Source organism: Micrococcales bacterium (genome assembly GCA_016703125.1).
GTDB lineage: Bacteria > Actinomycetota > Actinomycetes > S36-B12 > UBA10799 > JADKAV01.
In genome coordinates this window covers 133,107-145,475 of sequence record JADJCR010000006.1, presented here as the reverse complement: position 1 = coordinate 145,475, position 12,369 = coordinate 133,107, and the positions used below count along the sequence as shown (strand labels likewise).

The 12,369-nt window shown below is 68.3% G+C and carries 12 protein-coding genes; 3 read left to right on the top strand and 9 right to left on the bottom strand.

All coding sequences use genetic code 11. The features are described from left to right. Window positions 1–5 precede the first annotated feature (5 nt). The 5 genes from IPG68_11395 to IPG68_11375 form a co-directional block, all read right to left on the bottom strand. On the bottom strand, window positions 6–1,358 hold the full coding sequence (locus tag IPG68_11395) for a multicopper oxidase family protein (GenBank protein ID MBK6763823.1): 1,353 nt from the start codon (window positions 1,356–1,358) through the stop codon (window positions 6–8). A gap of 177 nt (window positions 1,359–1,535) precedes the next feature. Next, complete coding sequence (locus IPG68_11390; protein ID MBK6763822.1) at window positions 1,536–2,015, bottom strand: hypothetical protein; 480 nt, start codon at window positions 2,013–2,015, stop codon at window positions 1,536–1,538. 270 nt (window positions 2,016–2,285) lie between these two features. Beyond that, window positions 2,286–2,939: a response regulator transcription factor gene (locus IPG68_11385; protein ID MBK6763821.1), complete on the bottom strand. Its 654-nt coding sequence runs from the start codon at window positions 2,937–2,939 to the stop codon at window positions 2,286–2,288. After that, entirely contained in the window at window positions 2,936–5,095 is a 2,160-nt protein-coding gene (locus tag IPG68_11380; protein ID MBK6763820.1) for a hypothetical protein, read from the bottom strand. The genes IPG68_11385 and IPG68_11380 overlap by 4 nt, the downstream gene beginning before the upstream one ends. A 174-nt stretch (window positions 5,096–5,269) precedes the next feature. Continuing rightward, entirely contained in the window at window positions 5,270–5,509 is a 240-nt protein-coding gene (locus IPG68_11375; protein MBK6763819.1) for a DUF2892 domain-containing protein, read from the bottom strand. 63 nt (window positions 5,510–5,572) lie between these two features. Here IPG68_11375 and IPG68_11370 point away from each other — a divergent pair, with 63 nt between their 5' ends. Further along, on the top strand, window positions 5,573–6,781 hold the full coding sequence (locus tag IPG68_11370) for an aminotransferase class I/II-fold pyridoxal phosphate-dependent enzyme (protein MBK6763818.1): 1,209 nt from the start codon (window positions 5,573–5,575) through the stop codon (window positions 6,779–6,781). Between the two features lie 94 nt (window positions 6,782–6,875). Beyond that, a complete protein-coding gene (locus IPG68_11365) occupies window positions 6,876–7,289 on the top strand; it encodes a peptidoglycan-binding protein (protein ID MBK6763817.1) in 414 nt (137 codons plus the stop codon). A 186-nt stretch (window positions 7,290–7,475) separates the two neighbouring features. Here IPG68_11365 and IPG68_11360 read toward each other — a convergent pair whose 3' ends face one another. The 4 genes from IPG68_11360 to IPG68_11345 all read right to left on the bottom strand — a co-directional run bounded on the left by IPG68_11360 (window position 7,476) and on the right by IPG68_11345 (window position 11,116). Then, window positions 7,476–7,850 carry a hypothetical protein gene (locus tag IPG68_11360; protein ID MBK6763816.1) on the bottom strand — a complete coding sequence of 125 codons (375 nt, stop codon included), beginning with the start codon at window positions 7,848–7,850 and terminating at the stop codon, window positions 7,476–7,478. A gap of 615 nt (window positions 7,851–8,465) precedes the next feature. After that, complete coding sequence (locus tag IPG68_11355; protein ID MBK6763815.1) at window positions 8,466–8,945, bottom strand: cupin domain-containing protein; 480 nt, start codon at window positions 8,943–8,945, stop codon at window positions 8,466–8,468. 216 nt (window positions 8,946–9,161) lie between these two features. Next, a complete protein-coding gene (locus IPG68_11350; GenBank protein ID MBK6763814.1) occupies window positions 9,162–9,602 on the bottom strand; it encodes an SHOCT domain-containing protein in 441 nt (146 codons plus the stop codon). A 254-nt stretch (window positions 9,603–9,856) separates the two neighbouring features. Beyond that, on the bottom strand, window positions 9,857–11,116 hold the full coding sequence (locus tag IPG68_11345; GenBank protein MBK6763813.1) for an AAA family ATPase: 1,260 nt from the start codon (window positions 11,114–11,116) through the stop codon (window positions 9,857–9,859). Between the two features lie 419 nt (window positions 11,117–11,535). On the opposite strand from IPG68_11345, the gene IPG68_11340 reads away from it, so the two are divergent. Continuing rightward, complete coding sequence (locus IPG68_11340) at window positions 11,536–12,366, top strand: alpha/beta hydrolase (GenBank protein ID MBK6763812.1); 831 nt, start codon at window positions 11,536–11,538, stop codon at window positions 12,364–12,366. The last annotated feature ends 3 nt before the right edge of the window (window positions 12,367–12,369 follow it).

Sequence of the window (12,369 nt, the reverse complement as noted above, 5' to 3'; positions counted from 1 at the left end):
TTCCCTCATTCTGGTTCGTTATCGTGCTGCCCACGGATCACGAAGGGGGTCGCCACGCCCTCGTACATCAGATGCGCCGTCAGGCCCTGGGCTGCATGCGGAAGGTTGTGGCAATGGTCCATCCAGATCCCGGGGTTGTCGGCGAGGAAGGCGACCTCGTACGTCTCGCCGTTCTCCACATTGAGGGAGTCCACCCACCAGGGACTGCCGGTCGACGGCTGACCGTCGCGGGACAGGACGAGCATGTGATGGCCGTGTAGGTGCATGGGATGCACCTCGCCGCTGGCGTTCGTGATCGTGAACTGGCCCACCTCGCCCTCGCGGATCATGAACATCGGCATGTCCGGGTACATGTGTCCGTTGACGGTCCACCACATGCCGGGCTTGCCGTCCAGCAGCCCTGGACGCCGATCGATGTCGTACCGATACCGCCGGTCGGGGGTGTAAGGATCGAAGCCGGTCTGCTCGGCGGCCGGGTCGCCGTAGGTCAGGAAGTCCACTTGTTGCCTCGGGGCGGGCACTGTCGGGGCCGGGCCATCGCCCACGAGTAGGGATGCGCCCGCGACCTCCACCCGCGCGGCCCCCGTGTCAGGCACGCGGATCTCCAGATCGGCGCGTCCGCCGGCGGTGACCAGGACCGACTCGCCTTCGACGACGTCGGGGCCGTTGAGATCCCGGCCGTCGACGGCCACCACCTGGAAGGGTGCCCCGGCAACCCACACGGGCGCCGGCCCGGGGTCGGTGTTGACGACCCGGACCCGCACGGAGTCGCCCGCCTCGGCGGGCACCCGGCTCTCCCCGGCGCGCCCGTTGATGGTGCGGACCCCTGCGTAGGTGTGCAGGAGGGCGACCGTGTCGGACGTATCTTGGCCCCGAGGGCGCACGACCAGCGCGCCGAAGAGCCCGCCGAGAGTCTGCGCGTGGGACACCTGGTGCGAGTGATACCAATACGTGCCGGTGTCCTGCGCGACGAAGCGGTAGACGTGGTCACCGCCCGGGGGGATGGCGTCCTGGGTGACACCGGCCACCCCGTCGGCTGCGTTCGGGACGTCCACGCCGTGCCAATGCAGAGTCATCCCATCGCGCACGTTGTCGTTGTGGACGCGGACTTCGACGAGCTGGCCCTGGACCGCCTCGATGGTGGGCCCGGGCGACGTGCCGTTGAGCGTGAAGCCCTCGATCTCACGGCCATCGGCCAGCCGTACGATGCCCTGGCCGGCATGCAGGTCCACCACGACGTCCGCAGCCCGGTCCGGATCGGCCACGAGGCTGGTGAGGCTGATCCCTGGAGCCCCGTCGGGCCCGGTGCCGTGCTGGTGTCCCGCCATCGGCGCCCCGCCGGTGTCGACGCTGCCCATGGACGTGACGCTGTACGCTGCCGGGAGCCGGCTGCTGAACCACACGCCCGCGACGACCGCCACCACGGCCAGGCCGATCACGGCGGGTATCAGCGTCTTGGGGCGCACCTGCCCGAGCCCCTGGAAGCCGGCCGTGGACTCCGAATCCGGCTCCAGAGGGGTCACGGGCTGCTCCAGTTACGCCGACTGCGTGATGGTTGCAGGCGTCGTGCCCACCGGGGTTTCCAGCTTCCCGGCCAGGCGCGCCGCGTACATCGCCGCAGCAAAGATGAACAGGGCGTTCATCCCGTGCAAGAGGCCAAGAATGGGCATCCCGCTGGCGGATAGGCCCATGAAGATCTGCACGGCGATCAGCAGCAGCACGATTCCCGCCCACATCCGCGCCCCCGCGAAACCGGCTCCGAACGACACCCCCAGGAAGATCAGGGCGACCAGGGGCAGCAGCATCATGCCGTTCATGCCGTGGATCATGAATCCGATCACCTCGGCGAACGGTGATTCCCCACCTTCCTGGGCCGCCTCCACGAGTGCTTTGTCGATGACCCCGCCCTCGTCGATGAACTTGGATTCTCCGGATACGGCCAGAGCCATGGCACCGGCCTGCACTACGACCAGTGCGCAGATGACCCACGCGATCACTTGATATGCCTTACGCACCAGACACCCCTTCACCTTCCGATGCCGGATACGGATTCCGGCAATGGGCCCACGATGGCGCCGATCCGTCCCGGGTGTCATGGGCGTTGTCCCGTCCGGCCCGGGCAATATGGTGCTCAGGACTTCAACGGGCGCGCAGCGGAGGGCCCGGATTCACCAGGTTGGAGTCTGTGCACGAGGTTGGAGGATCCACGCGTGGGTTCTCCAACCTGGTCCAGGTTCTCCAACCTCGCGCCTGGCGCGCACTGCCCGGGCCGGCGATACGCGGGTTCAGCTGTTGCGGCCCTCCCGGGCCTTGGCGATGGCGTCGGCTCGATGGGCGACGCCGAGTTTGGTGAAGATCGATGACACGACGTTGCGCACCGTCTTCGGACTGATGCCGAGTGCCGCGGCAATCGCGCTGTTGTCGCGGCCGCGGCACATCAGGTTCAGGACCTCCCGCTCACGAGGGGTCAACTGCGACAGGGGTCCGTGTTCCTGCTGCAGCGTCGTGAACCAGTCGGACATCCGCTCGCCCAGTGCTGCGGAGAGAACGACGCCGCCGTCGGCGACCGTCCGGATGGCGCGCAGAATCTGCCCGGGGTCCGCGGATTTCACCAGGTAGCCCCGCGCCCCGGCTTTCATCGCCTCGAACACGGCATCGTCGTTGCCGTACATGCTCAGCACCAGCACAGCGGTACGCGGCGCGCGCGAGGACAGTTCGTGCAGCGCCGCCATCCCGTCGACCTGGGGCATCTCGATATCGAGCACCAGGAGGTCCGGTTGGAGCGTGGCCACGAATTCGATCGCCTCAGCTCCGTTCATGGCCTGGCCGACGACTTCGAGACCTTCCTCGGTGCCGATGAGCCCGGCGAGCCCCTCCCGGTACACCGGATGGTCGTCGGCGATCACAACCCGGAGGCGCCGCGGGGGTGTGTCGTTCATGTGGCACCCCCGACCGGGATCTGGGCACACACCCTGGTCCCCGGCGATGCGTTCGACACGGTGCACGACCCACCGAGTTCCGCCGCACGTTCCTGCATGCTCAGGATGCCCACTCCCTTGACTGCGTTCGCTGGCAGGCCGCGCCCATCGTCGGTGACGGTCAGGCGCACGCAGTCCGAGGAGACCGACAGGTGCACGGTACAGGCGCAGGCATGAGCGTGCCGGGAAGCGTTGGTCACCGCGGCGACGGCGATCCGGTACAACGCAGCCTCCACAGCCGCACTCATGGGTACGGTGGTCAGCGGGCCGTCGGCGACGAACGAGACGACCGGATCCTGCACCGACTGTGTGTAGCGTCGCAGCGCTGCTTCAAGCCCGTATTCGTCCAATGCGGGGGGCCGCAGGTTGTAGGCGAGTTTGCGCAGGACCTCGGCGGCCTGCGACGCGTCAGCGGACATGCTGGAGAGCACCGGGTCGATGTCCGACGAGCCGGCACCGGACCGAGTGATGTTCCGGCGCACGGTTTCGGCCCGCAGGGACAGGGCCGCCATGGTAGGTCCGACCTCGTCGTGGAGGGTGCGTCGCAGCGCGCGGCGCTCCTCCTCGCGAGCCACCACGATGCGCTCGCGCGACTGCTGCAACTGCAGGACCAGTCTCTGCTCGTGCAGCCCGGCACCGATCTGCCGGGCGATGTCGGCCAGCAACCGGCGCTCCGTACCGGAGAAGCGTTCACCGGCCCCTCGCGCCGCCACTTGCAGCGCGCCTTCATCCTGACCTGCATGGTGCGCGGCGAACTCGACGCAGCCATTGGCCACAGCGGCCGGGTCGCCCGACGCGATGGCCCGGCCCTGCCGGTCGGTGATGACGACGAAGGGAGCCCGCAAGGCCCTCCGGATGTCATAGGCCACTTTGGCGTCAGGGGCGCCTCTGTCAGTGATGCCCTCCGCGACGCGGCTCAGGGCCGCATAGGGTTCGTCGCGATCTCCGTAGAAGACCCGGTTGACCGAGCGTTCCAGCCTTACCCGGACGGGATTGACAATGATGGCTACGAGCAGCGCGCCGATCACCGCCACCTGGCCGGGTGCCAGGGCGTTGAAGCCCGCGGCGAGGATCGCGCTCGTCGACAGGTACATGACGATGGCCGCGAGTGTGAGCCCGGAATAGACCAGGGTGCGCGCCAGCACCACATCGAGGTCGAAGAGCCGGTAGCGCGCCATGGCGATCCCGAAGCCGGCCACGAAGAACAGACCGGGGGCACCTATCAATTCCGGCGGCAACAGACTCTGCCCGGCTATCAGTTGCGGGACCATCCACAATGCCAGCGTCAACACTGCGGCTACGCAGAAGGAGCCGGCGACCCAGAGCAGTTGCTGGCGCGGCACCGATCCGGGAACCACCTGGGAACTGCAGTTCAGCCGGACTCCGAGGATGGCCAGGCTGGCGGCGAGTGCGGTGACCGTCAAGGACATCTGGACGACGATGGCCGAGTGCATCCACCCAGTGAAGGTTGTCGACGTCGCACCCAGCAGCAGTGCAGCCAGTGTCCACGCGGTGACTGGCACCAGACAGGCTCCGGTCACGACCATGTATGCCCGACGCCGCAGCAGGGGAGTGGGGAAGACCGCCGCCCACGCCAGTCCCGCTCCCCACGCCAGCAGGTACATCGGCAAGGTGCCGCCGGCGAAGGCCCATCGCGAGGGTCCGGCGAAGGCATCATGCGCGGGCAGCCCGACGATGGTGATGATCGTGCTTCCCAACAGCGCACCGGACATGACGACCGCTATGCCCGCCGCACGCTCGGTGGGCCGTCGCCACGAGGCGTAGAGGGCGAGCGCGAAGAACCCGACGACGAATGCCAGGGTCCAGACAGACTCGGAGAGCCGCTGCGTGATCAACGGACCCGACGGGTCCAGCGGTAAAGTCACGACCTGACCCGACCCGGTGGTCAGCAACGCGCTGTCCCCGGCGACGCGGGCACCGATCACTGTGGTCCCGGGTTGCAGCGCGCAGGCCGCGTCGGTCAATGGCCGTACCCCGGCCTCACTCCAGTCCTGCGGCGAGGGGGTCAGCCAGGTGCACTCGGAAGGGGTGACCAGACGCCACACCAGGTAACCGACGCCGAACAGAACCGGAAGAATGCCTCCAGCCTGCAGCACCCGCGATGCTCTTTGATCGTTGACCACAACGACCTCCCGCGAGGTGTCCCGACGCCATCCCCTACTGTGCCCGCAACAACCAGCCGGGCGCTAGAGGGTGGGTGTGGCCCTTTTCAGTGGGGGCCACGGCGCCTCGCGGCTCACGCGGTGGCTACATCGGCTCCCGCTACGCCGTCACTGGCCGGCTGGGACCGGGCGGGTCGACACCCCCAACACGGTGTACAGCGGGCAGTAGCCGGTCACGGCCGTGACACCTGCGACGGCAGACACTCCGAGCAGGGTGGCGCCGACCGGGGTCAGGATCCCCCCGACGGCAAGTCCGGTGCTCAACGCGGTCACAGAGATTCCAGCCCGGATGGCGCGGTCGAGGTCGGATTCGTTCTTGGTCACGGTGTCTCCTTCTGGTCGCTTCATAGGTGGAACAGAGATACCCACCAGGGGTATTCCCATTCTCCGCGGCAACCTTTGTGCGAACATCTGAGGGTGCTTGTGCAGAACCCCTTGGAGCAACTGGACCTGCAGCAGTTGCGCCAGCGCACGAGCGTCAAATGGCGTGCGTACCCACCCGACGTCCTGCCCCTGTGGGTCGCGGAGATGGACGTCATGCCCGCAGACCCGATCGTCCGGGCTCTGCGTGACGCCCTCGAGACCGGGGACACCGGCTATGCCCACGGGCCGGAGTACCCGCGCGCCGCCCAGGAGTTCGCGTCGCGGCAATGGGGATGGAACGGCTTCCCGGCGGAGTCTGCGAAGAGCGTGCCCGACGTGATGATGGGGATCGTCGAGGTGCTGCGGCTCGTCACCGAGCCTGGCGATCCAGTGGTGGTGAACTGCCCGGTCTACCCACCGTTCTACGCATTCGTGACCAGCGCCGGGCGGGAGGTGGTGGAGTCACCGCTCACCACCGGCGGGCGCATCGACCTCGAGCGGTTGGGCGACACCTTCCGGACGTTGTCGCGTACGCACTCCCGGATCGCCTATTTGATGGCCAGCCCGCACAACCCGACCGGGGCCGTGCACGCCCGGGACGAACTGCAGGCTGTGGCGGAACTGGCTCAGCGATACGCGGTGCGCGTGGTGGTCGACGAGATTCATGCGCCGCTGGTCATGCCGGGCGCCAGCTTCGTCCCGTACTTGAGCGTGGCGGGGTCGGAGAACGCGTTCAGCGTCTTGTCCGCCTCGAAAGCGTGGAACCTCGCGGGGCTCAAGGCGGCCCTGGCGCTGGCAGGTCCGGATGCACGAGCCGACCTCGCACGCATGCCCGAGGAGGTCGGCCATGGCGCCAGCCACCTCGGGGTCATCGCGCACACGGCCGCGTTCCGGGACGGTGGGCCATGGCTCGATGCCCTGCTGGCAGGCCTGGCGGACAACCGGGACCTGCTGGGTCGGCTGCTGGCCGAGACGCTGCCCGACGTCGGCTACGCACCGGCGCAGGGGACGTATCTTGCCTGGTTGGACTGTCGGCACCTGGGCATGCATGAGGCGCACCGGCAGCGCCCCGGCGTGGTCTCGGCACTCGAAGGGCCCGCCCGCTTCTTCCTCGACCACGCCCACGTGGCGCTCAGTTCCGGTCACGTGTTCGGCACTGGCGGCGCAGGGCATGTGCGGCTCAACTTCGCGACCTCGCAGGCCATTCTGACCGAGGCGGTGGAACGGATGGCGGCAGCGGTCGACGGCGATCGTTGACCGCCGCCTGCTGGCGGTTGCGCGAGCGCGGCGGGGGGCAAGCAGGTGCACGAAGCCGGTTTCCGGGCGTACCCTGAGCCCGCGAGGTGATCCCATGCAGGTGCAGGCGATGGCGATCTCAGGTGTGGTGCTTGGGGCGCTGCTCGTACCTGCGATCCCCGCGACGGCCACGGAGGCGGCGGGGTTGCAGGTGTGCCACTTCCCGCAGGACCCGCTTGATGCCGCTCGGCCCAACCCGGTGTACCCCTTCCACTTCCTGCTGACGACGCGGCTGCAGGACACCGAAAACCGCAGGGTTCGCAAGGCGGTGCGCAGCGTTCAAATGGTGCTGGCGCGCATGGGCATCCGCGATGGCGCGGGGCGGGAAGTCGTGGCGGACGGCTCGTACGGCCCGCGGACGGCATCGGTGGTGCGACGGTTCCAGCAGCGCAAGGACCTGACGGTCGACGGTGCCGTGGGTCCGCAGACCTGGCGCCGACTGTCCAGGTCCTGCTGGCTGTTCCACTGACTCAGCCCGGGCAGGTGTGCAGGATGCTGCTCGCCTCCCGGCCCCGATGCTCCCGCCGGCCCCGCGGTGGTCCGCCTCAGACCGCTGTGGCGAGGCGTTCTGGGGTCACTCGCGTCGTTGTCGGGTAGCGGCTCACGGGATTTCCAAGGTCGCGATGGCCATGGTGGCAGCCCGGTCGCGACGTACTCAGGGCTCGTTCCGCCGGCCCTGGCAGTTGGCCAGCAGCGAAACCAGATGGTCCCGGGCGCGACGAACATCGACGGCCTGTGCATGTCTGCCTACGTCGTCGAGATGCGAAGCATGTGCGGCCAGTTCCTCGGTCTCGGTGACCACAATGGAGCGCGCCTGGTCCTGGCTGAGGGCGCGACGCGGCGCCTCCGCCGCCCCGACGCCCGCTGCCGCCCCGGCGACGTGGGCCGAACCCTCAGCAACCCGTGACGCGGGGACGGCCTGGGCATTCGCAATCGCCGCCAGCGTCGAGCGCAGTGCCGACACCAGGGTTCTCTCCCGTTCCCGCATAGCGTCGCGCAGGTCGTTCTGCAGACATTCGGTCAGAGTCACGATGGGCAGTCTGCCTCGTAACCGAGATCCGCGTCGGGAGGTTAGCCGCAGCTGGCAGTGGCCCGCATCGGCACCGCAGTCGCCCTGTTCCCCCGGTGCGCCGCGTCGACGAGGCCATAGCGCTCGGATTCGTGGCCGCCCGGCGTTCGAGCGGTTGCATGCGGCTGGGTGGTCCTCCCGGTGGTGATGGCGGTCGGATTCCGGTGAGCCGGCTGAAGGCGGGAGCGTGTTCAACCGTGCAGTATCGCTCCCGGGTGCGGAAAGCGCGCGCTCCCGGGTCCGCCCAACCGTAGGCGGGAGGGTTACCTCAGGGCGGGAGCGATGCAACCGTGCCGGATCGCTCCCCGGTGTACGTATCGCTCCCCGGTGTAGAAAGCGCGCGGGCCGGGGTCCGCCCAGCGGTAGGCGGGAGTGTTACCTCAGGGCGGGAGCGTTGCAACCGTGCTGGATCGCCCCGGGTACGGAAGTCGGCGGGGCCGGGTCCGCTCGGCTGAAGGCGGGAGGGTTACCTCAGGGCGGGAGCGATGCAACCGTGCAGGATCGCTCCCGGGTGTACGGATCGCTCCCGGGTGGAGAAAGCGCGCGCTGGCCGGGTGCCACCGAGCAGGCGGCGGGCTACCCGGCGTGTTCGTCCTGTGCGCCGCTGCCCGGCTGCACCGTCCACTCCGGCGGCTCGTCCTTGCCGGACTCCTCGTCCCGTTCGGCGTCGTCGGCAGTGGCTTGCACGATCCCCTTGGCGTGGTGAACCGGCGCGTAGACCGCATAGAGACGCATCGGTTCGTCGCCGGTGTTGATCACGTCGTGCCACATGCCCGCGGGCACGGTGATCGCCCACCCGTCCTCGACCTCCTTCTCAAAGGCCAAGTCGTCCTTCGTCGGTCCCATGACGACGCGGCCGTGGCCGGCATCCAGTCGCAGGAACTGGTCGGTCTCGGGATGTGCCTCCAGGCCGACCGACTCCCCGACGGGGATGGACATGAGGGTGATCTGCAGGTACTTGCCGGTCCACGCCACCGTGCGGTAGTTGTCATTGCCGGTGGTGGCGGTCTCCAAGTCGAAGACGCTGGGGTCGGGGCCGTTGTCGTTCACAGTCATGGTTGAACCTCCTGCTGCGAGCCTATGCGGCCGAAGCCACGATTTCACCGGATACCAGGGACCCGCAGCGAGTGTGGATCAAACGCCAGATCCGGGGTACACAGGCGGGTCAGCCGCCAGCGATCTGCTGGAAGATCCACACCCCCACCGTGATGCCGACGAGGATCGCGATGAGTTGCACGATCGCCATCGCCGCCTTCGTGCCGTTGGAGTTGTTCACTGGTCCTCCAGGATCCGCTGCTTGGCCGCGGCGAACTCCGCGTCGGTCAGTGCCCCGGAGGAGTGCAGGACCGCGAGGCGTTCGAGGGCGGCGGGGAGGGAGTCCTCCTGCGCGGGTGGCGGCGGGCTCGTTGCACGGCGGGGGAAGTCGGCAGCGCGCACGCCTTGCGGGTACGGGTCCATCGGGGTTTCGCTGGGGGCATCGGCCCACAGCAACTGCTTGGCGATGTCGCGGTTGACCAGCCCCAGCAGTGGGAAGCCGCCCATGATGACGAACACGATCCCGCAGATGATCCAGCCCCAGACCAGACCGTCGGACCCGTCGGGCGGGTTGAGCCCGTACTCCCAGAAGTTCCAACCGAGGCTCAGGAACAGCGCCGACCACGTGAGCAACGTGAGACGCGGGCCGGGCAGTTTCGACGACGTGACCGCATACATCCACACACCGACGAGGCCGCCGATGATGCCGAGCGGAAGCAGCGCGGCTGTGCCCTCCGGGCATTCGTTGGCGATGACGTAGGGGCCGCCGCTTGCGCAGTACCCGCCGATGTCCATGACGGCGCGCATGCTCAGGAACACCAGGGTCAGCCCAGTCGAGATGATGACCAGGCCGAGGAACATGATCACGATCCGGCGGGCGGTCGTCGCGTTCATGGCTCCATGATGCCGGGCAGCAGTGACGACCGGAGTGATCACCGCCCCGTGGCGCCGACGTCCTCGGCGGTGAGGGTCCGCATTTGGTCCAAGCTCACCTCGGCCACATCGCGCAGCCGCCACGCATGGTCGCGCACGGCGGCCTCGAAGATGTTGCGCACCGTCCGCGCGTTGCCGAACTCGGGAGCCGCGGCCAGTTGTGCGAACAGTCGGCGCACCGGTTCCTGCGCATCGTCGGCGAGCACGTAGTCGGCGCTCTGGCACATCCGCTGCAGGATCTGCAGCAGTTCGTCAGGGGTGTAGTCGGCGAAGGTGATCGTCGTGGGGAACCGCGACTCCAGGCCGGGATTCGCGGCGATGAACTCCGCCATGTTCGCCGGGTACCCGGCGACGATCACCACGAGGTCGTGACGGTTGTCCTCCATGCCCTTGACCAGGGTGTCGATCGCCTCGATGCCGAAGTCGTTGCGGACCAGTCCGTAGGCCTCGTCGATGAACAGCACGCCGCCGAGCGCCTTGGTGATCTGCTCCTGCGTCTTGATCGCGGTCTGGCCGACGTAGCCGGCGACGAGTCCCGCAGCGTCGACCTCGAGGAGGTGGCCGTCGCGCACCACGCCTAGAGCGCTGTAGATGCGCCCCACGATGCGCGCCACAGTGGTCTTGCCGGTTCCCGGATTGCCGACGAACACCAGATGACGGCTGACGGTGGGATTGCGCAGGCCCGCCTCCTCCCGCATCTGCGCGATGCGGATGAGTTGCACCTGTTGGTTGATCTCCCGTTTGGCGTCCTCGAGGCCGACCAGTGCTTCGAGGTCGTCGAGGGCCTCGCCGACGGTTTGCGCGCTGGCGGTTTCGGCCGGGTGCGCGGGGGCTGGTGCTTCCTGCGGGGCAGCGGGTTCGAGACGCGTGTTGCTGATCGGGGCCGTGCGGGTCAGCGTGGCCGCGATCGCGCTGGCGGCGCGTCCGGCGGCCGCATCCGACGGCGAGAACTGCAGGCAGGCCAACCGGGTCACCTGCACGAGGAACAGCGCGTAGGCCTCGACCTGTTCGGCATGGCCCGCGGCGGCGAGGGCTCGCAGTGTCGGGGGAGCGGTGGTCCGGAATCCCCGGCCCTGTTCGGCGAGGGCGGCGACCTCCGCGCGCGTCCAGCCCAGGTAGGCGGCGAAGCGGTCGAGGTTGGCCGCCGCGTCGTCGCCCGCGGACAGCAGCGCCGCGCTGGCCTGGAAGGCCTCCCTCCGCACCGCCGCCGGGTCGTCGAACACGGGTGTGGAGTCGGCGACGAACTGCTTGAGATCCACGGGTACCGATCGTAGAGGTGATTGAGCCGCAGGTGCGCGGTCCGGTTCGCCGCACCGGGCACCTATCTGGCGCTGTGGCCGCATACGCAGCAAGCCGACGGGTAGGGGCACTACGACCGCGATTCGCGACATGTGAGGCACGCCTCATGGGCCCATCCTTGGGCCAAGTGGCGTAATGGGGTACATTAGGTTAACGAACGGTGAACAAACAAGAACGTTCACATGACAGACCAAGGAGGTGCACAGTGAAGATCCTTCGATCGCTGTTGTTCCTGGACTGCACGCCCCGTGTGTTCTGGGCCGAAGTAATCCACGACCGCTGACGGTCCCAACCGACTTCCCCGCACAGGGCCACCGCAGGCGACTCGCCCGCGGTGGCCCTGTCGTCGGTCGGGGCAGCCGTGGGGGACAATGCGGGAATGAAGCACAGCGAAGAGACGCACAAGGCCGCCGACGGGGCCGAGATCTACCGCCAGCAGTGGCTGCCCGACAACCAGCCGCGCGGTGTGGTCTGCCTGGTCCACGGACTCGGGGAGCACTCGGGGCGCTACGGTCACCTCGCGCAGCGGTTCACCGAGCAGGGCTTCGCGGTGTTCGCCCTCGACCTGCGGGGTCACGGCAAGACGAGTGGCAAGCGCGGCGACCTGCGAGTCCCGGCAGCAATCGCTGACGTCGGCGAGCTGCTCGACCAGGCCACCACCCAGTTCCCGGGAGTGCCGGTCTTCCTGTACGGGCACAGCCTCGGCGGTCTGATCACGATGACGTACACGATGCAGAACCACCCCGACATCACCGGGCAGATCGCCTCCGCGCCCGCGCTGGACAGCGAGTTGCGCGAACAGCGCCTGAAGTTCACCCTGGCCAACGTGCTCGGTGGCATCGCCCCCGGGATCATCATCCCCACCGGCCTGGATGCTGACGGCGTCAGCCGCGACCCGGCGGTCGTGGAGGCCTACAAGAACGACCCGCTGGTGCACGACAAGGGTTCTACGGGCCTGGCCAAGCAGACCTTCGCCGCTATGGACGTGATCATGGATCAGCGGAGCTTCCCGCTGCCGCTGCTGATCATCCACGGCACCGCCGACCGCCTCACCGTCCCGGCGGCGAGCAAGACCTTTGTGGAGAACATCGAGGGTGACGTCACGCTCATCGAGTACGAAGGCATGTACCACGAGCCCCACAACGAGCCTGAGCAGGAAGAGGTGTTCGCGGACGTCCTGGAGTGGATGCAGGCGCGCCTGCCAGCCTGAGCC

Coding starts and splice junctions, on each gene's coding strand:
- IPG68_11375 (MBK6763819.1), bottom strand. CDS start 5,509: ATGAAGCGACCAGAAGGAGACACCGTGACCAAGAACGAATCCGACCTC.
- IPG68_11395 (MBK6763823.1), bottom strand. CDS start 1,358: ATGGGCAGCGTCGACACCGGCGGGGCGCCGATGGCGGGACACCAGCAC.
- IPG68_11385 (MBK6763821.1), bottom strand. CDS start 2,939: ATGAACGACACACCCCCGCGGCGCCTCCGGGTTGTGATCGCCGACGAC.
- IPG68_11365 (MBK6763817.1), top strand. CDS start 6,876: ATGCAGGTGCAGGCGATGGCGATCTCAGGTGTGGTGCTTGGGGCGCTG.
- IPG68_11340 (MBK6763812.1), top strand. CDS start 11,536: ATGAAGCACAGCGAAGAGACGCACAAGGCCGCCGACGGGGCCGAGATC.
- IPG68_11355 (MBK6763815.1), bottom strand. CDS start 8,945: ATGACTGTGAACGACAACGGCCCCGACCCCAGCGTCTTCGACTTGGAG.
- IPG68_11350 (MBK6763814.1), bottom strand. CDS start 9,602: ATGTATGCGGTCACGTCGTCGAAACTGCCCGGCCCGCGTCTCACGTTG.